This is a genomic window from Aeromicrobium duanguangcaii (assembly GCF_024508295.1).
Lineage (GTDB): Bacteria > Actinomycetota > Actinomycetes > Propionibacteriales > Nocardioidaceae > Aeromicrobium > Aeromicrobium duanguangcaii.
In genome coordinates this window covers 2765350-2786678 of record NZ_CP101990.1, presented here as the reverse complement: position 1 = coordinate 2786678, position 21329 = coordinate 2765350, and the positions used below count along the sequence as shown (strand labels likewise).

The 21329-nt window shown below is 70.9% G+C and carries 21 protein-coding genes; 14 read left to right on the top strand and 7 right to left on the bottom strand.

Features of this window, described 5'->3' with window-relative positions:
- Positions 1–4 precede the first annotated feature (4 nt).
- The gene (locus tag NP095_RS13725) at positions 5–847 is read right to left on the bottom strand and encodes a class I SAM-dependent methyltransferase (protein ID WP_232419132.1); all 843 of its coding nucleotides are present in this window, start codon (positions 845–847) and stop codon (positions 5–7) included.
- Between the two features lie 144 nt (positions 848–991).
- Between NP095_RS13725 and NP095_RS13720 the strand changes: the two genes are divergently transcribed.
- Entirely contained in the window at positions 992–1660 is a 669-nt protein-coding gene (locus NP095_RS13720) for a winged helix-turn-helix transcriptional regulator (RefSeq protein ID WP_232419133.1), read from the top strand.
- Here the strand turns inward: NP095_RS13720 and NP095_RS13715 are convergent.
- Both NP095_RS13715 and NP095_RS13710 read right to left on the bottom strand, forming a co-directional pair.
- Complete coding sequence (locus NP095_RS13715; RefSeq protein WP_232419134.1) at positions 1647–2135, bottom strand: SixA phosphatase family protein; 489 nt, start codon at positions 2133–2135, stop codon at positions 1647–1649. The two genes, NP095_RS13720 and NP095_RS13715, sit on opposite strands and share 14 nt — an antisense overlap.
- A 56-nt stretch (positions 2136–2191) precedes the next feature.
- A complete protein-coding gene (locus NP095_RS13710) occupies positions 2192–3559 on the bottom strand; it encodes an FAD-dependent oxidoreductase (RefSeq protein ID WP_232419135.1) in 1368 nt (455 codons plus the stop codon).
- Between the two features lie 144 nt (positions 3560–3703).
- Between NP095_RS13710 and NP095_RS13705 the strand changes: the two genes are divergently transcribed.
- Positions 3704–4168 carry a VOC family protein gene (locus NP095_RS13705; RefSeq protein WP_232419136.1) on the top strand — a complete coding sequence of 155 codons (465 nt, stop codon included), beginning with the start codon at positions 3704–3706 and terminating at the stop codon, positions 4166–4168.
- 28 nt (positions 4169–4196) lie between these two features.
- On the opposite strand, the gene NP095_RS13700 is transcribed toward NP095_RS13705, so the two are convergent.
- Positions 4197–4421, bottom strand: coding sequence for a hypothetical protein (locus tag NP095_RS13700; RefSeq protein ID WP_232419137.1), 225 nt, complete (start codon positions 4419–4421; stop codon positions 4197–4199).
- 219 nt (positions 4422–4640) lie between these two features.
- Here NP095_RS13700 and NP095_RS13695 point away from each other — a divergent pair, with 219 nt between their 5' ends.
- The 7 genes from NP095_RS13695 to NP095_RS13665 all read left to right on the top strand — a co-directional run bounded on the left by NP095_RS13695 (position 4641) and on the right by NP095_RS13665 (position 11005).
- Positions 4641–5117, top strand: a complete 477-nt coding sequence (locus tag NP095_RS13695; protein WP_232419138.1) for an FMN-binding protein — start codon at positions 4641–4643, stop codon at positions 5115–5117.
- Between the two features lie 7 nt (positions 5118–5124).
- Positions 5125–5958, top strand: a complete 834-nt coding sequence (locus NP095_RS13690) for an FAD:protein FMN transferase (protein ID WP_232419139.1) — start codon at positions 5125–5127, stop codon at positions 5956–5958.
- Positions 5955–7433: a ferredoxin--NADP reductase gene (locus NP095_RS13685; RefSeq protein ID WP_232419140.1), complete on the top strand. Its 1479-nt coding sequence runs from the start codon at positions 5955–5957 to the stop codon at positions 7431–7433. The genes NP095_RS13690 and NP095_RS13685 overlap by 4 nt, the downstream gene beginning before the upstream one ends.
- Positions 7434–7471: 38 nt before the next feature.
- Positions 7472–7885, top strand: a complete 414-nt coding sequence (locus NP095_RS13680; protein WP_232419141.1) for an OsmC family protein — start codon at positions 7472–7474, stop codon at positions 7883–7885.
- A gap of 55 nt (positions 7886–7940) precedes the next feature.
- The gene (locus NP095_RS13675; protein WP_232419142.1) at positions 7941–9191 is read left to right on the top strand and encodes a glycosyltransferase family 4 protein; all 1251 of its coding nucleotides are present in this window, start codon (positions 7941–7943) and stop codon (positions 9189–9191) included.
- On the top strand, positions 9178–9891 hold the full coding sequence (locus tag NP095_RS13670) for a class I SAM-dependent methyltransferase (protein ID WP_232419143.1): 714 nt from the start codon (positions 9178–9180) through the stop codon (positions 9889–9891). The genes NP095_RS13675 and NP095_RS13670 overlap by 14 nt, the downstream gene beginning before the upstream one ends.
- Before the next feature lie 133 nt (positions 9892–10024).
- Entirely contained in the window at positions 10025–11005 is a 981-nt protein-coding gene (locus tag NP095_RS13665; protein ID WP_232419144.1) for a prenyltransferase/squalene oxidase repeat-containing protein, read from the top strand.
- An 84-nt stretch (positions 11006–11089) separates the two neighbouring features.
- Here the strand turns inward: NP095_RS13665 and NP095_RS13660 are convergent, their stop codons facing one another.
- From NP095_RS13660 to NP095_RS13650, 3 genes are read right to left on the bottom strand one after another with little or no spacing between them, the layout of a single operon-like run.
- Complete coding sequence (locus tag NP095_RS13660; protein ID WP_232419145.1) at positions 11090–12238, bottom strand: zinc-binding dehydrogenase; 1149 nt, start codon at positions 12236–12238, stop codon at positions 11090–11092.
- Positions 12235–13707 carry a flavin-containing monooxygenase gene (locus NP095_RS13655; protein WP_232419146.1) on the bottom strand — a complete coding sequence of 491 codons (1473 nt, stop codon included), beginning with the start codon at positions 13705–13707 and terminating at the stop codon, positions 12235–12237. Before NP095_RS13655 ends, NP095_RS13660 begins: the two co-directional genes overlap by 4 nt.
- A gap of 54 nt (positions 13708–13761) precedes the next feature.
- Positions 13762–15402: a GDSL-type esterase/lipase family protein gene (locus NP095_RS13650; RefSeq protein ID WP_232419147.1), complete on the bottom strand. Its 1641-nt coding sequence runs from the start codon at positions 15400–15402 to the stop codon at positions 13762–13764.
- Between the two features lie 76 nt (positions 15403–15478).
- Here NP095_RS13650 and NP095_RS13645 point away from each other — a divergent pair, with 76 nt between their 5' ends.
- The 5 genes from NP095_RS13645 to clpB all read left to right on the top strand — a co-directional run bounded on the left by NP095_RS13645 (position 15479) and on the right by clpB (position 21216).
- A complete protein-coding gene (locus NP095_RS13645; RefSeq protein ID WP_232419148.1) occupies positions 15479–16111 on the top strand; it encodes a class I SAM-dependent methyltransferase in 633 nt (210 codons plus the stop codon).
- 121 nt (positions 16112–16232) lie between these two features.
- Entirely contained in the window at positions 16233–16700 is a 468-nt protein-coding gene (locus NP095_RS13640; RefSeq protein WP_232419149.1) for a PTS sugar transporter subunit IIA, read from the top strand.
- The gene (locus NP095_RS13635; protein WP_232419150.1) at positions 16697–16969 is read left to right on the top strand and encodes a PTS sugar transporter subunit IIB; all 273 of its coding nucleotides are present in this window, start codon (positions 16697–16699) and stop codon (positions 16967–16969) included. Before NP095_RS13640 ends, NP095_RS13635 begins: the two co-directional genes overlap by 4 nt.
- A gap of 32 nt (positions 16970–17001) precedes the next feature.
- Complete coding sequence (locus tag NP095_RS13630; protein WP_232419151.1) at positions 17002–18495, top strand: PTS ascorbate transporter subunit IIC; 1494 nt, start codon at positions 17002–17004, stop codon at positions 18493–18495.
- Positions 18496–18627: 132 nt separating this feature from the next.
- Positions 18628–21216 (top strand): ATP-dependent chaperone ClpB, encoded by a 2589-nt coding sequence (gene clpB, locus NP095_RS13625; RefSeq protein ID WP_232419152.1) that lies wholly within the window; start codon positions 18628–18630, stop codon positions 21214–21216.
- The last annotated feature ends 113 nt before the right edge of the window (positions 21217–21329 follow it).

Genomic DNA, 21329 nt, shown 5'->3' with positions numbered 1-21329 from the left:
GTGCTCAGACGACCTCGCCGGTCATCAGCAGGTACTCCCACCGCATCGCGAAGCCGTCCGGCCCCACGGACCCCTCGCGATCGCCGAGAGCGGCCAGGTCACGGTCCAGGTCTGCGGTCCGCTCCGGGTCGCCGGAGTGCGTCGCGTAGGCCGCGATCGTGGGCCCGTAGTGGGCCGCGAAGTAGTCGCGGAACCCGGCGCCGTCCTCGAAGTGGGTGACCGGCAGCCAGCGACGTTCCACCCGCCATCCGCGGACCCGGTCGCCGAACAGCTCGCGCACGTGGTCCTCATTCCCCCACAGCGGGGGCGGCGAGGCACCCGGCGGTGGGGCGGGCACGTAGGGCCTCATGGTCGCGAAGAGCTGCCCGATGGTCCCCGCGGGCGTCCAGGACGCGATGCCGATCCGCCCTCCCGGTCGGCAGGCGCGGACCAGCTCGTCCGCCGCCTGCTGGTGGTGGGGCGCGAACATGACTCCGATCGCCGACAACACCACGTCGAAGGCGGAGTCCGCATAGGGCAGCGCCTCGGCGTCCGCGACGTCCCAGGTCAGGTCGACGTCCGGGTGGTCGGCACGACCCGCCTCGAGCAGCTCGGGGGTGAGGTCCGAGGCGGTGACGACCGCGCCGTGATGAGCCGCCCGGAGGGCGGCGTTGCCCGTGCCGGCGGCGACGTCGAGAACGCGTTCGCCCTCGGTCACGTCGAGCGCGTCGACGAGCACCCCGCCGAGGGGTGACACGATCTCGCGGGCGACGCGCGGGTAGTCGCCCAGGGCCCACATGCGGCGGTGCCGGGCCTTCAGGTCGTCGAGCGGCGCCGGGTCGGCGCCCGTGGTGTCGGTGGTGCTCATGGATCGTCCTCCGTGTCTGGTTCCTGCTCTTCAGACTCGGCGCGGACCGGTCGCCGGACCAGTTCTGTTTCTGTACCACCCGGTCGGGCGGTGGCGCCCGTCGTGGAGGCAGGCGCACGATGGTCGGAACGAAGGAGGCCGATCATGGCGACGTCCTACGGCCAGTTCTGTCCTCTCGCGAAGGCGATGGAGATCCTCGACGAGCGCTGGACGATCCTGATCGTCCGTGAGCTCCTGCTGGGCAGCACGCGCTTCAACGAGCTGCGCCGTGGTGTCCCGCGCATGTCCCCGGCGCTGCTGTCGAAGCGGCTGCAGGCGCTGGAGCGGCACGGGATCGTCGACCACGAGGACGGCGCCTACCGGCTGACGGAGTGCGGACGCGACCTGCACGTCGCGGTGATGAGCCTGGGCGTCTGGGGACTGCGGTGGATCGAGGACTTCGGTGACGAGGACCTCGACCCGCACCTGCTGATGTGGGACGTCCGGCGCACGATCGGAGCGCAGTGGCCCGCCGGGCGCACCTGCGTGGCGATCGAGTTCACGGATCTGCGGCGGGCCGGTCGCTGGTGGCTCGTGGTGACCGACGGGTCGGTCGACGTCTGCGACTACGACCCTGGCTTCGAGGTGGCCGCGACGGTGCGGACCACCTTGCGGACGATGACGCGGCTCTGGCGTGGCGACATCGCGTGGGACCGGGCGATCCGGTCGGCTCACGTCGAGATCGACGCTCCCCGTGGCGTCCGTGGCGAGGTTCCGGCCTGGTTCGGCCGCTCGGTGCTCGCCGATGCGCTGGGCGAGGTCAGTGCGAGGTGATGACGTCGATCAGTCGGGCCGTGCCCTCGGCCAGGTCGGACCAGGGCCCGTCGACCTCCAGCACGGCGATGGCCGCGGTCGGGAACCCCGTGTTCAGACGATCGACCGCGTCCTGGTCGGAGTCGTCGCTCGCCAGGCCGGTGGCCAGGTCCGGGGTGCCGGGGGCGTGACCGAGCAGCAGCACGGTCTCGGCGTCGTCGACCGACCGGATGGCTTCGAGCAGGTCCCCGGTCTCCGCCTCGTAGATCTCGTCGAGGAAGCGGGTCGGAGCCAGCAGGCCGGTGGCGTCGAGCGTCTCTCGGGTGCGCGTGGAGGTCGAGCACAGCACGGTGTCGACGTCGCCGACGTGCTCGCGGATCCAGTCACCCGCCTGGGCGGCCTCCTGGCGACCCGCGTCGGCCAGCGGTCGCTCGAAGTCCTCGAGTCCGTTGGCGAAACCGGCCATGCCATGGCGCATCAGCAGCAATCGGCTCATGACGTGAGTCTAGGAGCCTGACGCGCCGTCGGCCGATCGACCGACGGCGTGGACCGTCAACTGCGCGCGATGGCGACCATCTCGTCGCGGGGGACGACCTTCTTGCGCTCGCGCGGGTGGGCGTCGCTCGCGCCGAGGGACTCCTCGTGGGCGTCGAGCTTCTCCCAGCCCTGCCACGTCGTGTACTCCACGCCGAGGCTGTCGAGGTGACGGTCGAACGCCTCGCGCTCGGAGGACTCCGGAGCGGGCAGGCTCGGCAGGTCCTCGACGAGCATCTTGATCGTCTGGGCCGCGTCCGACTTCGTGTGGCCGATCAGGCCGACCGGGCCGCGCTTGATCCAGCCGGTCGCGTAGACGCCCTCGATCGGGCTGCCGTCGATGTCGAGCACGTGGCCGCCGTCGTTGGGCAGCACGCCGGTGTTGGAGTCGAACGGCAGGCCCGGCAGGTTGTCGGAGTAGTAGCCGATCGCCCGGTAGACGGCCTGGACGGGCCAGTCCTTGAACTGACCGGTGCCGCGGACGTTGCCGGTGCCGTCGAGCTCGGTGATCTCGGTGCGCAGGCCCACGACCTTGCCGTCCTCGCCGAGGATCTCGACGGGGTTCTGGCAGAAGTGGATGTGGATGCGGTGCGGGGCGCCCGTGGGCTCCTTGGCGAGGTAGTCGCCCAGGACCTTGACCACGAGCTTCTGGCTCTTCGCGGCGGCGAGCGCCTCCATCGAGCCGTGGTCGAACTCGTAGCCCTCGGGGTGCACGACGACGTCGATCGTGGGGGAGTGGCTGAGCTCGCGCAGCTCCATCGGGGTGAACTTGACCTGGGCCGGGCCGCGGCGCGCGAACACGTGCACGTCGGTCGTGGCGTTCTTCTTCAGGCCCTCGTACACGTTGTCGGGGATCTCGGTGACGAGCAGCTCGTCGGCGGTCTTGGCCAGGATGCGGGCCACGTCCAGGCCGACGTTGCCGACGCCGAGGACGGCGACCTCCTTGGCGTGGGGCTGGAAGTCCCACTCGCGCGGAGCGTCCGGGTGGCCGTCGTACCAGTAGACGAAGTCGGCGGCGCCGTACGAGCCGTCGAGGTCGACGCCGGGGATCTGCAGATCGCGGTCACGGCGCGCGCCCGTGGCGAACACGACGGCGTCGTAGAACCCCTTGAGGTCCTCGAGCTTGATGTCGGTGCCGAAGTTGACGTTGCCGAAGAAGCGGATGTCGTCGTTGGCCATCACGCGCTTGAGCGCCTTGATGATCTCCTTGATCCGCGGGTGGTCAGGCGCCACGCCGTAGCGGATCAGGCCGAACGGGGTCGGGTCGCGATCGAGGATGTCGACGGTGACATCGAGGTCCTCGGTCTTCGTGAGGATGTCGGCCGCGTACACGCCAGCGGGGCCGGCGCCGACGACGGCGACGCGCACCTTCCTGTCCACAGTCATGAGGCAAGCCTAAGACTCTCGGCCCAACGGTCAGGCACCCGACCGGCATCTGGACGTGGCGCACCGTGGGCTAGGGCCGCGGCGGTGGCGGGGGAGTGCTGGGCGGGTGCAGGGTGGAGGCAGGTCCCACGAGCGGAGTCCCTCATGAGCCTCGACGTCCAGATCACCTTCGACGCCCACGACGCCCCGGCGCTGGCCGACTTCTGGGCGGCCGCCCTGGACTACGTCGTGCCGGGCCCGCCCGGGGTCGCGCTCGAGCCCGGCGCCGACCCGTGGCTGGCCTGGGACGTCTTCCTGGAGCGGGTCGGGGTCCCGGTCGAGCAGCGGCGGTCCAAGGCCGCGATCGAGGACCCGCAGGGCCGCGGGCCGCGCGTGTTCTTCCAGCAGGTGCCCGAGGAGAAGATGGCCAAGAACCGCGTCCACCTCGACGTGCGATCGGCGGCGCCCGACCTGGCCGGCGACGCCCGGATGGAGGCGCTCGAGGCGGCGGCCGAGCGCCTCGTCGCGCGGGGCGCGACCCGGCGGGAGCGGTTCGAGCCCGATCCTCCGCTCGAGACGGGATTCCTGGTCATGCAGGACCCCGAGGGCAACGAGTTCTGCCTCACCTGACTGCCCGCGTCGTGTTCGGGAAGGAGCGTCAGCTCCGGCGGCGGCGCAGCGGCGGTACGACGAGTTCCGCAATGGCACGCAAGATGAACTTGTCAAAGTGAGGAACGGTGAAAGCGGCGTATCCGTGCTCGGGCGTATAGAGAAGGCCCATGTTGATGAGTTCTGCGCGAGTGGGTGCCAGGTTCTGGGAGGTCCTTCCCATGACTTCAGCGACATCGGCTGCCTTCTGAGGTTCTGGGCCGTGTTCGGCCATCTCTCGCAGATTGGCGCGCTGCAGCTAGCGTCTTGAGGTCGATTTATGTGAAATGGATAAACCGCCCTAAAACTCATAAACGTGTTGTTCGGCTCTGCCTGAGAAGTCGCTGTGCGTCCACCGGGAGGCGGGGGCGCGCCTCGAAATCGGCGAGCCGGTCGCCTACCTTGGGCGCAGACGGTTGAACCAGAAACCATCCGATCCCGATCGAGGAGCCGCATGACCCCGACGAAGCGCCGCGCCTACGCCGCACTCGCCGCATCGACCGCCCTGCTGACGCTCGCCGCCTGTGGCGACGACGACGGCGGCGAGCAGGACGCGGCAACGAGCGCGACCCCGCCGGCGACGTCGGCAACCCCGTCGGCGCCCGCCGAGTCCGCGCCCGCCGGCGGCGCCTTCCGCCCCGGTGAGTACGAGGCGACGGGCACCTACACGACGCCCGACGGGCGGACCCAGTCGATCGAGGTCGAGGTCGACCTGACCGCCGACGGCACCATCACGGAGCTCGACGCCGACGGGCAGGCCGAGAGCGGCAACTCCGAGCAGTACCAGAAGAAGTTCGAGAGCGGCATCGACGCACAGGTCGTCGGTCGCAAGATCACCGAGCTCGACGTCGACAAGGTCTCCGGCTCCTCGCTGACCAGCGGCGGCTTCAACGACGCCATCGAGCAGATCATCAGCCAGGCCAAGGCCTGAGCCGACCATGACCTCCGAGTGGCGCTTCGACGCCATCGGAACCCCGTGGTCGATCGGGACCCCCGACCCGATCGTCCCCGCACTGCGAACCGCGATCACGGACCGGATCGAGGCATTCGACCGGACGTGGTCGCGGTTCCGCGCTGATGCGACCATTCAGCGCCTGCGCACCGAGCGTGCGGTCGATCTCGGTCCGGACGCGCCGTCGATCCTGGCGATCTATGACCGGCTGTACGCCCTCACGGCAGGCGCCGTCAGCCCGCTGGTCGGCGGTGCGCTCGAACAGCTCGGCTACGGAGCGGGGTACCGGCTGACGCCGCAGGGCGAGCCGGTGCGCGTCCCCGCGTGGTCGGACTGCGAGCTCGACGGCACGGTCCTGCGCGTGCCCGAGCCCGTCGTCCTGGACATCGGCGCCGTCGGCAAGGGCTGGCTCGCCGGAGAGGTCGCGGCCATGGTCGACCAGCCGTGCGTCGTGGACGCCAGCGGCGATCTGGTCAACCGCTCCGGGCGCACCCTGCGGGTCGCCCTCGAGGACCCCGACGACCCCGAGCTGGCGGTCGCCGTGGCCGAGGTCCCCGACGGTCAGGCGATCTGCGGCTCCGCCAGCAATCGGCGGCGCTGGTCGGACGACCTGCACCACGTCCTGGACGCGCGATCGGGCCGGCCCACGCGCGACGTCATCGCCGCCTGGGCGGGTGGTCCGGACGCGGGCTGGTCCGACGGGCTGGCCAGCGCGGCCTTCTTCGTCCCGGACCTGGCCGTTGCGGGACACTGGTGGGCCGCGCTCGACCGCGACCACCGGCTGGTGGCGCGGGGACTCCCCGGAGAGGTCTTCGCATGACGTTCCTGGATCGCCAGCTCGGCCGGTTCACGATGTACCGGCTGGTCACGGTGGTGCTGCTGGCGCTGGCCGCCGTCGCGGTCGTCCAGGCCGCGCTCGGGGTGCTGGACACCACGATCTTCAGCGTCGGCGCGATGCTGCTGACCCTCGCCGTGATGGTGGCGTCCTCGGTGGTCGCCAACATCGTGTTCGGGCGGTCCGTCGGCGCCCATCCACACCTCGAGTCCTCGGTCGTGACCGCGCTCATCCTGTGGTTCCTGTTCCTGCCGACCACCGACGGTGAGCAGCTGGGATGGCTGGCCCTCGTCGCCGCGCTGGCGCAGGCCTCGAAGTACGCGTTCGCGTGGCGTGGCCGGCACGTCGTGAACCCGGCGGCGGCCGGCGTGGTGCTGACGCTCGCGCTCGGCTGGGCGACCGGGTGGCCCGTGCCCTTCACGGGCTGGTGGGTCGGCAGCGAGTCACTGTTCTGGTTCGTCCTCGTCGGCGCCGTCGTGGTGCTGTACCGCACGCGTCGCCTCGCGCTCGGCGCGATCTTCACGGTCATCGCCGCCGCGATCTCGATCTGGTGGCAGCTGGGCATCGGCACGGACCTCGGGGACGCGGTGCGCTTCACCGCGTACTCGACGCCGATCGTCTTCTTCGCCGGCTTCATGCTCAGCGAGCCGCTCACCCTGCCGCCGCGTCAGCGCCAGCAGTGGAGCGTCGCCGCCCTGGCCGCCGTGCTGTTCACGTGGCCGCTGCTGACGTCGCGGCTGTTCGGTGAGCCGTGGACGGTCGAGCCGTTCGGCAGCACCTACGAGCTCACCCTCGTGGTGACGGGACTGGTCGCCCTCGCGCTGCGACAGGGGTCGCGCTCGCTCGTCCTGCGGGAGCGCCGGCCCTTGTCCGGAGACGTCGTCGAGTACGTCTTCGACGCCGATCGCCCGTTGCAGTTCGCGCCGGGTCAGTACGTCGAGGTCGACGTGCCGCACCGCGCGGACACCCGCGGTCGCCGGCGCATGTTCAGCGTCATGTCGGCCCCCGGGCCCGAGGTCGTCCTGTCGACGCGCCACCCCGAGCCGGGCTCGTCCTACAAGCGCGCCCTCGCCGCGCTCGAGCCGGGCGACAGCGTGCGGGTCACGTCGGTCCACGGCGACTTCGTGTGGCCCGACTCCGGGCCGGTCCTGCTGGTCGGCGCCGGCATCGGGGTCACGCCCTTCCTGAGCCAGCTGGCCGCGCACCCGGACCGCGACGTCGTCGTCGTCCTGGGCGAGCGGGACGACCAGCCGTACGTCGCCGAGCTCGAGGCCACCGGCGCCCGGGTCGTCCGGCTGCCCGTCGACCGGGTCGACGGGCCGACGATCGCGGAGCACGTCCCCGACCTGGCCGACCGCACGGCCTTCGTCTCGGGCCGCCCCGACTTCGTCGACGCGGTCGCCCGCCAGCTGCGGGGCCGCGCCAAGCAGGTCCGGCGCGACGCCTTCCTCGGGTACTGACCCTTGCCGTCGAGCGCGCGGCGGAGGACGCTCGACGGATGAGGATCACCGCGACGGTCGAGAACGCGCCGGGCTCGCACGAGGTGACGGTGACGACGGATGAGTGGTCGACTCCGCTCGCCATCGGCGCTCGGGACGAGGGCGGCTCGGCCGTCAACGGCGGGGAGCTGCTCGCGGCCGCCCTCGCGACCTGCTTCGTCAACGACCTGTACCGCGAGGCGGCCTCCCGCGGCCTGCGGATCGACGGCGTCCGCGTGACGGTCGACTCGGACTGGGACGGACCGGGCGAGCCAGCGCGGCGGATCGCGTACGCCGTCCACGTCGACTCTCCCGAGGATCCCGAGGTCGTCGACGCCCTCGCGCGTGAGACCGATGGGCTCGCGGAAGTGCACGGCACCGTCCGAGGCGGCATGGTCGTGGAGTTGGCCGACGTCCAGGTCGGCTCCCGCTGATGCTGTCGGAGTGACGACCGGCACAATGGTTACCGACGAGTATCGAGGAGGCCGCGTGCGGATTGCACTGTTGTCGTACCGCAGCAAGCAGCACAGCGGCGGCCAAGGCGTCTACGTGCGCAATCTCAGCGCCGGACTGGCGGACCTGGGGCACGAGGTCACGATCTTCTCGGGCCAGCCGTACCCCGAGGACCTGCACCCGGACGTGCGCCTGGAGAAGGTGCCGAGCCTGGACCTGTACCGCGACGAGGATCCGTTCCGGACCCCGAAGCTGCGGGAGTTCCGCGACTGGATCGACGTCCTGGAGTACCTGCAGATGCTCACGGCGGCGTTCCCCGAGCCGCTGACCTTCAGCCTGCGCGCGCGTCGCCTCGACCTCTCGGGCTTCGACGTCGTGCACGACAACCAGTCGCTGGGATTCGGACTGCTGCCGATCAACCGCCGCCAGCCCTTCCTCGCCACGATCCACCACCCGATCAGCCGCGACCGCGCGCTCGACATCGCCGCCGCCCCGCTGCGCAAGCAGGTGACGACGCGACGCTGGTACGCGTTCGTGCGGATGCAGGCGTTCGTGGCGCGCCGGATCCGCACGATCCTGGGCGTCTCGACCGCGTCGGCCGCCGACACGGTCGCCGACTTCGGGCTGCGCCCCGAGCAGATGACCGTCGTGCCGCTCGGCGTCGACACGGACCTGTTCAGCCCGCCGGCCGAGCGGGTGCCCGGGCGTCTCGTCGTGGTGGCCAGCGCCGACTCGCCGCTCAAGGGCCTCGCGCACTTCCTCGACGCCGCGGCCAAGCTCAGCACCGATCGCCCGATCGACGTCCAGTTGGTGTCGAACCTCGACCCCGAGGGCCCGGCGCACCAGCGCATCCACCACGGCGACCTGGCCGGCATCGTCACCGTGCACAGCGGGATCTCCGACGAGGAGCTGGCGTCGCTGATCTCGTCCGCCGAGATCATGGTCGTCCCGTCGCTCTACGAGGGCTTCAGCCTGCCCGCCGTCGAGGCGATGTCCTGCGGGACGCCGCTGGTCGCCAGCGCCGCCGGCGCCCTGCCCGAGGTCGTGGGCGACGCGGGGGTGCTGGTCGAGCCGGGCGACGTCGAGCAGCTCGTGACCGAGATCGGCCGGCTGCTGGACGATCCGGCCGAGCGCGAGCGCCTGTCGGGGGTCGCGCGGCAGCGCGCGCTCGACCGCTTCAGCTGGATCGCCGTGGCCCGAGCCACCGCGCAGACCTATGAGAAAGTGATCGCCGATCACCGAGCTCGCCAGTACCGGGACGGAAGGAACCCCCATGCTGACCGTTGACTTCGACCGACTCCGAGTGGGGCGCGGCACGCGCTTCATCGACGTCGGCGCCGGTGCGGGCCGTCACTCGTACGAGGCGCTGCGCCGCGGGGCCCACGTCACCGCCTTCGACCTCGACGAGGTCGAGCTGAAGGGCGTCGAGAACATGTTCGGCGCGATGGAGCTCGAAGGCGAGGTCCCCCCGGGCGGCAGCGGTCAGGTCAAGGTCGGCAACATCCTCGAGATGCCCTACGAGGACGGCTCGTTCGACGTCGTGCTGGCGTCCGAGATCCTCGAGCACGTCCCCGAGGACGTCCAGGCGATCAGCGAGCTCGAGCGCATCCTCGCGCCCGGCGGCGTCCTGGCCGTCACGGTGCCGCGCTGGCTGCCCGAGCGGATCTGCTGGGCGCTCTCGGACGAGTACCACGCCAACGAGGGCGGCCACATCCGCATCTACAAGGCCGACGAGCTGCGCGCCAAGCTGGAGGCCACGGGCCTGCAGTTCCGCCACCAGCACCACGCCCACGCGCTGCACGCCCCGTACTGGTGGATCAAGTGCGCCGTCGGCGTCGGCCGTGACCAGCACCCGCTCGTCCGTGGCTACCACCAGCTGCTGGTGTGGGACATGATGAAGGCGCCCCGCACGACCCGGTGGGCCGAGCAGGCGCTGAACCCACTGATCGGCAAGAGCGTGGCCCTGTACTTCCAGAAGCCGTTCTGATGCCGCTCCTCGGTCGCCCCGCCTCCCTTCGTCGCGCCCCTCGTCGCCCCCCTTCCCACTTTTGGAACTCGTTCCACCTTCTTGGGCCGCTGGAACGTGGATCCGTTTCCAAAAGTGGCGAGAGGCCGGCGCGGTGACGCCCACCGAGGCCGCCACCACGGCGAAGTGGATCGCGTCCGTCCAGCTGTCCACCGGAGCGATCCCGTGGTTCGAGGGCGGTCACCTCGACCCCTGGGACCACGTGCAGGCCGCGATGGGTCTGGCCACCGAGGGCTTCGTCGACGAGGCCGTCGCGGCGTACGACTGGCTGCGGCACGCCCAGCGTCCCGACGGGTCGTGGGGCCGCAAGTACTGGCCCGGGGCGAATGACGACGGCGTCGAGGAGCCCGAGACCGACGCGAACTACTGCGCCTACGTCGCCACCGGGCTGTGGCACCTCGAACTGCTCGGGGTCGACGCCCGCTCGTTCTTCGAGATGCTCGAGCGAGCCGTCGACGTCGTGCTGGAACTCCAGGTCGGCGACGGACCGATCGCCTGGGCGCGCGGGGTCGACGGCAAGGTGGCCGACGAGTGTCTCGTCACCGGCAACGCCAGCATCGTCTTCAGCCTGCGCTGCGCCGCCCGGCTGGCCGAGCGCTGGGGCCACCCCCGGCCGCACTGGCAGCACGCGGCCGACGCGATCGCCGCCGCCCTGACGCACCGACCCGAACTGTTCACGCCCAAGCCGCGCTTCTCGATGGACTGGTACTACCCGGTCATGACGGGCGTCCTCGAGGGCGACGCGGCCGCCGCGCGCCTCGACGAGCGCTGGGACGAGTTCGTGGTCCCCGGCTTCGGCACGCGCTGCGTCACGGTCAACCCGTGGGTCACCGGCGGCGAGACGCTCGAGCTGGTCCTCGCGCTGGTGCGCGCCGGCCGCACCGACGCGGCCGCCTCGCTCTACGCCGACATCGCGCACCTCCGGGATCCGGACGGCGCCTGGTGGACCGGCCTGGTCTACAACGACGACAAGCGCTGGCCCGTCGAGCAGTCCACCTGGACCGCCGGCACCGCCCTGCTGGCCCGCGACGCCCTCACCGGCGCCACCCCGGCGGCCGGGTTCATGGGTCGCTGAGCGAGGCGTCGGTTTACCACGGTCCCGTGGTAAACCGACGCCTCCCGAGGGAAGTTTCCCCAAGGAGGCGCCAACTTGCCTCGGTCAGCGGGACGGATCGATGAGGATCTTCGCGTGCTGCTCGGGGTCGGCGAGGTCGTCGAAGGCCTGCGCGACGCCGTCGAGGCCCACGACACCGGTGACCAGCGGTGAGGGGTCGACCTTGCCGGAGGCGACCAGGTGCAAGGTCTCGCGGAACTCGGCGGGGTCGTAGCAGAACGAGAAGATCAGATCGATCTCCTTGTTGCTGGCCATCGTCGGCCGGAAGGTGTCGGGCTCCATGCACACGCCCACCACGACCACGCGCGAGCGGAACGGCGCGTGGGTGACGATGTCCTCGATGACGCCCGGGACGCCGACGCACTCGAACACGACGGGTCCCCGGGGCACGGCGCCGGCCTTCTCGGCGGCGCGCATGACGCGCCACCAGGGCAGACGGGGCACCTTCTGCAGCAGGTGCATCGCGTCGATCGCCTCGCCGAACAGGCCGGTGGCCGTGGTGTGGTGCTTCTTTGGGCGGTCGTAGGCCTCCCACGGCGACTGCTCGGCCGGGTCGACGACGATCGTGGCGCCGCAGCGGCGGGCCAGGTCGCGACGGCCCGCGGAGTAGTCGCTCGCCACGATGGTGCGCACGCCGGCCGCCTTCAGCATGCAGATGACCGCGAGCCCGATGGGGCCGCAGCCGATCACGATGGCGACCTCCCTGCGGCCGACGCGACCGCGGCGCACCGCGTGATGAGCGACGGCGAGCGGCTCGGTCAGCGCCGCGAGGTCGATGTCCATCCCTTCCGGGACCGGCATCGTCACGTCCTCGGCCGCGATGACGTACTCGGCGAAGCCGCCGGGCGCGAGCTCGGACAGGCCGGTCATGTGCACCTGGTCGCCGTGCCGCAGGACCGGCAGGGTCACGACGAGGTCGCCGGTGTCCCAGCGGCGACGCGTCTTCGGTCCGTAGGACACGACCTCGCCGACGAACTCGTGACCCATGACGACGTGGTGGTCCTGGCGCATGAAGTGGTCGTAGCCGACCTCGCGAGCCACGTCGGCGCTGGCGTCGCTGTGGTGCCGCGCATGCAGGTCCGAGCCGCAGATGCCGCAGCGGACGACCCGCAGCAGCACCTGGCCGGGCCCGGGCACGGGCTGGGGGAGGTCGACGACGTCGAGCACGCCCCGGTGCGAGCTGACGGCCCTCATGCGTCGACCCCCGCCCGCGCCGGAGCGGTGGTCCACGACAGCCCGTCGTCGAGATCGGCTCGGTTGGTCGACCAGGAGTCGACCAGGAAGTTCTGCTTGAACGACCAGGGGTACGAGCTGGTGGCGCGAGGCATGAGGTGCGCGCCGCGCTGCAGGTAGCCCGACTCCATGTCCATCAGCGGTGTCGACTCCGAGGCGCCGGGGAAGACCGGCACGACCGACGTGGCCCCGGAGTCGATCAGTCGCCGCAGCACCCGGGCGACCAGGCGCGACGTCAGGTCCGAGCGCATCGTCCACGACAGGTTGATGTAGCCGACGCAGAAGGCGAAGTTGGGCAGGCCGGTGAGCATCGCGCCGTGGAACGCGAAGGACTCGGCGGGGTCGCGCAGCGCTCCGTCGACGGTCAGCCTCGCGCCGCCGAGGATCTTGATCGACAGGCCGGTCGCCGTCACGACGACGTCAGCGGGGACGACGGTGCCGTCCTCGAGCCGCACGCCCTCCTCGACGAAGCGGTCGATCCGGCCGGTCACGACCGAGGCGTCGCCGGACTTGATCGAGGCGAAGATGTCACCTTGCGGCGTGACGCACAGGCGCTGGTCCCACGGGTCGTACGGCGGGTTGAAGTGCTGCTCGGCGATCTCGGCCGAGCCCGTGCCGTGGGCGACGCCCTTGAGCAGGACCTTGCGCATCGTCCGAGGGGCGCGCTGACAGGCCTGGAACAGGGTCCACTGCAGCAGCATGTTCTTGGTGCGGACGACGTGGTGCGCCACGCGCGGCGGTGCCACCTTGCGGACGACGTCGGCGATCGGGTCGCCCTTCGGCTGGGCCAGCAGATAGCTCGGCGTGCGCTGGAGCATCGTCACGTGCTCGGCCCGCTCCGCCATCGCGGGCACGATCGTCACGGCGGTCGCTCCACTGCCGATCACCACCACCTGCTTGCCCGCGTAGTCGAGGTCCTCGGGCCAGAACTGCGGGTGCACGACGGTGCCGCCGAAGTCCTCCAGGCCGACGAATCCGGGATCGTACGGCTCGTCGTAGTCGTAGTAGCCCGTGCAGGCGATCAGGAAGCGCGTCGTCCACGTCTCGGGTCCGTCCGGTCCGTCGATCTCGACGGTCCAGCGGCCCTGCTCCGACGACCAGTCCGCCGCGTCGACGCGGCGCCCGAAGCTGATGTGCCGGTCGATGCCGGACTCTCGCGCCGTGTCGTCGAGGTATTCCAGGATCTGGTCGCCGTCCACGATGGAGTCCTTGCCACGCCACGGGCGGAACGGGAACGCCAGGGTGAAGAAGTCGGAGTCCGAGCGGACGCCGGGGTACCGGAACAGGTCCCAGGTGCCGCCGATCCGCTCGCGTCGCTCGACGATCGCGTAGGACAGCTCGGGGCAGGCCTCCTGGATGCGGTGGGCCATGTTGATGCCGGACAGGCCGGCACCGACGATCAGGACGTCGACGTCACGCTGCGCATTCATGCACCGATTGTGGCCTGCGTCACTCTCGCGGTCGCGGAGGCCCCGCCGCAGGACTCAGGCGATGGCGACGCGGCGGGTCGCCAGGGCCACGTTCTTGCCGCGGCTGTTCGGCGCGTTGAGCGCCTTCACCTTCACCGTGGCGGGGCCCCGTCGCAGGCCCGGCAGCGCGATGCGGTGCGAGAACGCGAACCGGGTCGCCTTCGCCGTGCGCGTCCAGGTGCGCCCGGACTGGGTGACGGTCACGCGAATCCGGGTGCCGCGACGCTCGGCGTCGGTGTCGACCGCCCGGCCGCTGACGACGACCGCGCGACGGTTGGCGGTGACCGAGCCGACGACGCCACGAGGGCTGCCGTCGGTGTGCTTGAAGCGCAGGAACCCGCGAGGCCGCGAGGCGCCGCTGTACCGGACCGAGCGGAAGCGGCCGGTGCTGGTGACCTCGCTGACGTCCACGACGGTGTTGTCGGCCGAGACGCGCTGGACGAGGCCCACGTGTCCCTGGGCCGAGGGCGCCACGCCGGCCGGCGCGGTGGGCCACCAGGCGATGTCGCCGGGCTTGGGGTGCGCGGTCTGGACGGCGCTGCGCGACTGCACGGCGTCCGAGCGCCAGGCCTTCGCCGTGGCGGCATTCAGGACCGGAGCCGTGCGACCGCGGCTGGTCAGCGCGTGCGCGACGAAGTGGCGCGGGCTCGGCCCGGCGACGCCCCAGACCCGCTTCGGGGCCTTGGCGTAGGTGAACGTCCGGACGCCGGCGGCCTTGCACGCCTTCAGGGACTGGCAGCGGACGCGGCCCTGGGTCGCGACCGAGCCCGAGCGCTTGCCGCGCGAGGCGATGGCGACGGCCAGGTCGGAGGCCTTCAGAGCGCCCGTGCCCAGCGACCGCGCGCCGCGGGCGTTGGGGTGCACTCCGTCGGAGGTCTGGTTCTTGGGCAGGGCGGCCAGCGGCACCCAGGAGAATCCCTGGCTGCGCACGAGGCCCTCGTAGAGCGCGGTGACCGCGACGTGTTGGTTGCTCTGCGACGAGCCCCACGCCGTGAGGACGTAGACCTTCGAGCGGGGGACGCCGTGGCGGTCGGCCTCCTGGGCGAGCCGGGCGAAGTACGAGGTGGCCAGTCGCTGGCGCTTCTTCGGATCGACCGCGACGCGACGGGTGCCGACGCAGTCCCAGATGTCGTTGCGGCCGACCTCGACCACGATCACGTCGGGCCTGGTCAGCGCCACCTTGCCGAGGCGGTCGCCAAACGTCGAGCCGGAGCAGACCCGACCGTGGCCGCCACCACCGCGGGCGACGATGCCGGAGCCCGCCTCTGCGCTGACCATGACGTCCCGCGGATCCAGCCCGGCGCCGTCGGCGACCCATGCCCACCAGGCCTTGACCCGGTTGGTCGTCGCCGCGGCGCGGTAGCGGCCCGGGGCCGAGATCGAGTCCCCGAACACCAGGACCCGAGGATCGGAGGGGCCCGGTGCGTTCGGGTCGGGCACGACCACGTCGCCCCCGCCCCCGCCGGTGCCCCCGTCGACCGGGGTCGGGACGGTCGGAGCCGTGGTCGGAGCGGACGTGGGCGTGGTGATGGGTGCCGTGCCGTCCCCGGCGGACGGGTCGAGCTCGTCGGCGGTCGCCGAGGCGACGCCGGGGGCCAGCATCAAAGAGGCCACCACGGCGAGCGTGGCGGCCCACGTCATCACGCGTCGACTCACCGGACGATCGTACGCGACACAGGAGTCACACCCGTCCCAAACGAGGTTTTCTCCCGGCACCCGTAGAGTGCGCCGGGTGAATGCACTCCCCGAGGACCTTGCCCGCATCGCCGCCGACGTGCGCGGATTCCTGCCCGACGTCGAGGCACAGGCCCTGAGGGACGCCGCCGCCGAGCACGCGACGGCCGGGGGAGTGATCGTCGAGATCGGCACCTACTGCGGCAAGTCCACGGTCCATCTGGGCCACGTCGCGCGCCAGAGCGGGGCCACACTGGTCACGATCGATCACCACCGCGGGTCCGAGGAGCACCAGGTCGGCTGGGAGTACCACGACGCCTCGCTGGTCGACCCCGAGACGGGCGCCTTCGACACCCTGCCGGTGCTGCGCCGAACCCTGTGGCACGCCGGGCTCGAGGACGTCGTCGTCCCGATGGTCGGGCGCTCGTCGACGATCTCGTCGTGGTGGCGCACTCCGGCCGATCTCGTCTTCATCGACGGCGGCCACACCGAGGAGGCCGCCCAGGCCGACTACGCCGGGTGGGCGCCGTGGGTGCGCCCCGGCGGCGCGCTGGCGATCCACGACGTGTTCCCCGATCCGAACGACGGGGGACAGGCGCCGTTCCACATCTACGAGCGGGCGCTGAGCGACGGCTTCGTCGAGATCGGACGCACCGAGAGCCTGCGGGTGCTGCGCCGCCCGACCGCCTAGAGCCCTCGGCGCCGGGGTCGGCGCGCCGCTCCGGTTGTATATGCCTACTGTTAGGCAAAAGAGAAACGGAGCGCGTTACGCTCCGAACACCCGCCAGCGGCGGCGACCCGAGGGGCGATCCATGACACTCTCCGATGAACTCACCCAGGACGCGATCTCGGTCGGCGCCCATGCCGAGGACTGGCGCGACGCCGTCCGGCAGGCCGGAGATCTGCTCACCGCCACGGGCGTCGCGACCGACGACTACACCGACGAGATGATCGCCACCGTCGAGAAGCTCGGTCCGTACATCGTGCTCGCGCCGGGTGTCGCGCTCGCGCACTCGCGCCCGTCCCCGGCCGTGCAGCGGGCCGGCATCGGCTGGCTGCAGCTGGCCGAGCCGGTCGAGTTCGGGCACGAGAAGAACGACCCCGTCTGGCTCGTCGTCGCGCTCGCCGCGCTCGACCACGACGGCCACCTCGGTCTCATGTCGTCCTTGGCCGCCGTGCTGGGCGACACCGACCTCCTCGCCTCCTTGCGCGACGCCGATTCGCCGGCGCGCGTCCTCGAGATCCTGACAACAACCGGCAACGAAGGGCCAGCGTCATGAAGATCGTCGCAGTGTGCGGAATGGGCATCGGAACCTCCGTGCTCCTGAAGATGAACGCCGAGAAGGCGCTGCGCGCGCTGGGCAAGGACGCCGACGTGGAGGCTGCCGACATCGGCACCGCCCGTGGCGCGGCCCGATCGGCCGAGATCGTGCTGACCTCGGCGGAGCTGGCTCCCGAGATCGGTGAGGTGCCGGCCAAGGTCATCGTCATCGACAACTTCATGGACGTCGCCGAGATCACCGAGAAGCTCACGCCGTTCCTCTCCTGACGGAACGTACGACGTAAGAGAAAGAGAAGAACATGGACTGGTTCGTCGATGTACTCGACTTCATCGGGCAGCAAATCCTCAATGTGCCGGCATACCTGATCGGCATCATCACCGCGGTCGGCCTCATCGCCCTCAAGCGGTCCAGCGGACAGGTGATCGGCGGCGGCCTCAAGGCGGCTCTCGGCTTCCTGATCCTGGGTGCCGGCGCGGACGTCGTCACCGGGTCGCTGACGCCGCTGGGCGAGATCATCCTCGACGTCACGGGCGCGCAGGGCGTGATCCCGACGAACGAGGTCATCACCGCGGTCGCGTCGGAGAAGTACGGCGCCCAGAGTGCGTACGTGCTGGTGCTCGGCTTCCTCGTGATGCTGGCGCTGGCCCGCTTCACGCCGCTGCGCTACATCTTCCTGACCGGCCACCACATGGTGTTCATGGCGCTCATGCTGACGGTCGTGCTGTCGGTGGGCCTCGACGACAAGAGCGACTGGCTCGTCGTCCTCGTCGGCGCGTTCCTGCTCGGCGTGATCATGGTCGTCATGCCGGCGTTCACCCAGCCGTGGACGCGCAAGATCACCGGCGACGACTCCCTGGCGATCGGCCACTTCGGCAGCCTGGGCTACATCGCCGCCGGTGCCGCCGGCCAGCTGGTGGGCAAGAAGAGCCACTCCACGGAGAAGATCGACTTCCCGCAGAACCTGAAGTTCCTGCGCGACTCGATGGTCGCCACCGCGCTGTCGATGGTGCTGATCTACGAGGTCTTCGTCGTCTGGGGCCTGATCTCCAGCCCGGACACCACCAAGGAGCTGCTCAACTCGCCCGACGCGGGTGCCGCCGTCATGGCCGGTCTCTCGCTCGCGCTGCAGTTCGGCGTCGGCGTCGCGATCATCCTCTACGGTGTCCGCACCGTCCTGGGTGAGCTCGTCCCCGCCTTCCAGGGCATCGCGGACAAGATCGTCCCCGGGGCCAAGCCGGCGCTGGACATCCCGATCGTGTTCCCGTTCGGCGCCAACGCCGTGCTGATCGGCTTCCTGTCCTCGTTCGTCGGCGGTCTGGTGATGCTCGGCGTCCTGGCGCTCTGGCTCGAGCCGGCCTTCGGGCTGGCGCTGATCCTGCCCGGCATGGTGCCGCACTTCTTCACCGGTGGTGGTGCGGGCGTCTACGGCAACGCGACCGGTGGTCGCCTCGGCGCCATCGTGGGCGGCTTCGTCAACGGCCTGCTGATCACGATCCTGCCGGCGCTGCTGCTGAAGGTGTTCGGCGAGTTCGGGCTGTCCAACTCGACCTTCGGCGACGCCGACTTCGGCTGGTTCGGCACGCTGCTCGGCACGAGCCTGCAGATCGGCCCGATGATCGGTCTCATCCTGTGCGTCGTGATCGGCGTGGTGCTCGTGGTGGCCGCGTCGGTGTTCCAGGTCAAGGTCGTCAACACGGGCTGGATCCCCGGCGCCGCGCGCGACGAGTACCTCGCGAAGGAGGAGGCCGCTGCTGCGGCCGCCGACGCCAAGGAGACTCCCGCCAAGGAGTGATCCGCGGTTCCACGAAGGCCCGTCCCGTCAAGGGGCGGGCCTTCGTGCCGTTCGGCGGCTGTGGTCCGCGCGTGGATGAAAAATCTCGGACTTGAGTGGAATGGACTCAACTTTGGCCGCGTTGACATTGATATGGACCTGAACCACTTCACCACGCGTAGTCAGCAGGCTCTCGCTGCCGCCATGCAGCAGGCTGCTGCCGCCGGCAATCCCGCTGTGGAGCCGGCTCACCTCCTTTCCGCACTCATCACCCAGCAGGGCGGCACGGCCGCTCCGCTGCTGTCCGCCGCCGGCGCCGACCCCGCGGCCGTCGAGGCCGAGCTCGAGGCCGTCATCGGCCGTCTGCCCAGTGCCAGCGGCTCCACCGTCGGCAACCCGCAGCTCGCCCGCGCCTCGCACGAGGTGCTGCAGCGCGCGATCGACCTCGCCTCCGAGCTCGGTGACGAGTTCGTCTCGAGCGAGCACCTGGTGGTCGGCATCGCGACCGTCACCGGCCCGGCCCAGCAGGTGCTGGCGTCGCACGGTGCCACACCCGACACCCTGAAGGCCGCCTTCGAGTCCGTCCGCGGCGGGGCTCGCGCCACCAGCCAGGACGCCGAGGACCAGTACCAGTCCCTCGAGAAGTACGGCATCGACCTGACCGCGCTCGCCCGCGAGGGCAAGCTCGACCCGGTCATCGGCCGCGACTCCGAGATCCGGCGCGTCGTGCAGGTGCTGAGCCGCCGCACCAAGAACAACCCCGTGCTGATCGGCGAGCCCGGCGTCGGCAAGACCGCCGTCGTCGAGGGCCTCGCCCAGCGCATCATCGACGGCGACGTCCCCGAGTCGCTGCGCGGCCGCCGGTTGGTCAGCCTCGACCTCGGCGCGATGGTCGCCGGCGCGAAGTACCGCGGCGAGTTCGAGGAGCGCCTCAAGGCGGTGCTCTCCGAGATCAAGGAGAGCAACGGCCAGATCGTCACGTTCATCGACGAGCTGCACACCGTCGTCGGCGCCGGCGCCACGGGCGACTCCGCCATGGACGCGGGCAACATGCTCAAGCCGATGCTGGCCCGCGGCGAGCTGCGCATGATCGGCGCGACGACCCTCGACGAGTACCGCGAGTCGATCGAGAAGGACGCCGCCCTGGAGCGCCGCTTCCAGCAGGTCTTCGTGGGCGAGCCCAGCGTCGAGGACACGATCGCGATCCTGCGTGGCCTCAAGGAGAAGTACGAGGCGCACCACAAGGTCGAGATCGCCGACGCGGCCCTCGTCGCCGCCGCGACCCTGTCGCACCGCTACATCCCGGGCCGTCAGCTGCCCGACAAGGCCATCGACCTGATCGACGAGGCCTCCAGCCGGCTGCGCATGGAGATCGACTCGAGCCCCGTCGAGATCGACGAGCTCCGTCGCTCCGTGGACCGGCTCAAGATGGAGGAGCTGCACCTGCAGAACGAGAAGGACGAGGCCAGCCAGGAGCGGCTCGTCGCCCTGCGCCAGGAGCTGGCCGACCAGGAGGAGAACCTGCGCTCGCTCGAGCACCGGTGGGAGGCCGAGAAGGAGAGCCTCAACGCCGTCGGCCGGATCAAGCAGGGCATCGACGAGGCCCGCATCGCCGCCGAGCGCGCCCAGCGCGAGGGTGACATGGACACGGCCAGCCGCCTCCTCTACGGCGAGATCCCCGCGATGGAGCGCCAGCTCGCCGATGCGCAGGCTGCCGAGGAGTCGGCGTCCGTCGACCGCATGGTGCACGAGGAGGTCGGCCCCGACGACATCGCCGAGGTCGTGGCCGCGTGGACCGGCATCCCGACGGGCCGCCTGCTCGAGGGCGAGACCGAGAAGCTCCTGCACATGGAGGACGAGCTCGGCAAGCGCCTGATCGGCCAGAAGCCGGCCGTGCGCGCCGTCTCCGACGCCGTGCGGCGGGCCCGCGCGGGCGTGTCCGACCCGGATCGCCCCACCGGCTCGTTCCTGTTCCTCGGCCCCACGGGCGTGGGCAAGACCGAGTTGGCCAAGTCGCTGGCGGACTTCCTGTTCGACGACGAGCGCGCGATCGTGCGCATCGACATGAGCGAGTACTCCGAGAAGCACTCGGTCGCTCGCCTGGTCGGCGCGCCTCCGGGCTACGTCGGGTACGACGAGGGCGGCCAGCTGACCGAGGCCGTGCGTCGGCGCCCGTACTCGGTCGTGCTGCTCGACGAGGTCGAGAAGGCCCACCCGGAGGTCTTCGACATCCTGCTGCAGGTGCTCGACGACGGTCGCCTGACCGACGGTCAGGGCCGCACGGTCGACTTCCGCAACGTCATCTTGATCCTGACGTCGAACCTCGGCTCGCAGTTCCTGGTCGATCCGGCCCTGGACGACCAGGCGAAGCGCGACAAGGTGATGGAGGTCGTGCGGATGGCCTTCAAGCCGGAGTTCCTCAACCGGCTCGACGAGGTCGTCATGTTCGACGCGCTCGGCGTGGAGGACCTGACGCGCATCGTCGACCTGCAGCTGAACGCCTTGGCCAAGCGGCTCGCCCCGCGCCGGATCACGCTCGACGTGACCCTGGCCGCGAAGGAGTGGCTGGCGCTCACCGGCTGGGATCCGGCCTACGGCGCCCGTCCGCTGCGCCGGTTGGTGCAGCAGGCGATCGGCGACCGGCTGGCGCGTGAGCTGCTCGCGGGCCAGGTCCGCGACGGCGACACGGTGCTGGTCGACCGCGAGCCCGACGCCGACGAGCTGGTCGTGCGTCGCGCCTGATCGACGCCGCGTGGTGAAACCGACGCCTCCCCGGGGAAAGTTCCCGGGGAGGCGTCGGCGCTTCCGGGGGAGTGGACAAACCGCATCGGGCGGCTCAGGAGCGGTCTGGTTGG

Excerpts from the sequence above, each read along its gene's own strand:
- NP095_RS13690 (WP_232419139.1), top strand. The coding sequence starts at position 5,125 with ATGACCTCCGAGTGGCGCTTCGACGCCATCGGAACCCCGTGGTCGATC.
- NP095_RS13715 (WP_232419134.1), bottom strand. The coding sequence starts at position 2,135 with ATGAGCCGATTGCTGCTGATGCGCCATGGCATGGCCGGTTTCGCCAAC.
- NP095_RS13635 (WP_232419150.1), top strand. The coding sequence starts at position 16,697 with ATGAAGATCGTCGCAGTGTGCGGAATGGGCATCGGAACCTCCGTGCTC.
- NP095_RS13700 (WP_232419137.1), bottom strand. The coding sequence starts at position 4,421 with ATGGCCGAACACGGCCCAGAACCTCAGAAGGCAGCCGATGTCGCTGAA.
- NP095_RS13660 (WP_232419145.1), bottom strand. The coding sequence starts at position 12,238 with ATGAGGGCCGTCAGCTCGCACCGGGGCGTGCTCGACGTCGTCGACCTC.
- NP095_RS13630 (WP_232419151.1), top strand. The coding sequence starts at position 17,002 with ATGGACTGGTTCGTCGATGTACTCGACTTCATCGGGCAGCAAATCCTC.
- NP095_RS13720 (WP_232419133.1), top strand. The coding sequence starts at position 992 with ATGGCGACGTCCTACGGCCAGTTCTGTCCTCTCGCGAAGGCGATGGAG.
- NP095_RS13655 (WP_232419146.1), bottom strand. The coding sequence starts at position 13,707 with ATGAATGCGCAGCGTGACGTCGACGTCCTGATCGTCGGTGCCGGCCTG.
- NP095_RS13680 (WP_232419141.1), top strand. The coding sequence starts at position 7,472 with ATGAGGATCACCGCGACGGTCGAGAACGCGCCGGGCTCGCACGAGGTG.
- NP095_RS13695 (WP_232419138.1), top strand. The coding sequence starts at position 4,641 with ATGACCCCGACGAAGCGCCGCGCCTACGCCGCACTCGCCGCATCGACC.
- NP095_RS13640 (WP_232419149.1), top strand. The coding sequence starts at position 16,233 with ATGACACTCTCCGATGAACTCACCCAGGACGCGATCTCGGTCGGCGCC.
- clpB (WP_232419152.1), top strand. The coding sequence starts at position 18,628 with ATGGACCTGAACCACTTCACCACGCGTAGTCAGCAGGCTCTCGCTGCC.
- NP095_RS13670 (WP_232419143.1), top strand. The coding sequence starts at position 9,178 with ATGCTGACCGTTGACTTCGACCGACTCCGAGTGGGGCGCGGCACGCGC.
- NP095_RS13710 (WP_232419135.1), bottom strand. The coding sequence starts at position 3,559 with ATGACTGTGGACAGGAAGGTGCGCGTCGCCGTCGTCGGCGCCGGCCCC.
- NP095_RS13725 (WP_232419132.1), bottom strand. The coding sequence starts at position 847 with ATGAGCACCACCGACACCACGGGCGCCGACCCGGCGCCGCTCGACGAC.
- NP095_RS13685 (WP_232419140.1), top strand. The coding sequence starts at position 5,955 with ATGACGTTCCTGGATCGCCAGCTCGGCCGGTTCACGATGTACCGGCTG.
- NP095_RS13705 (WP_232419136.1), top strand. The coding sequence starts at position 3,704 with ATGAGCCTCGACGTCCAGATCACCTTCGACGCCCACGACGCCCCGGCG.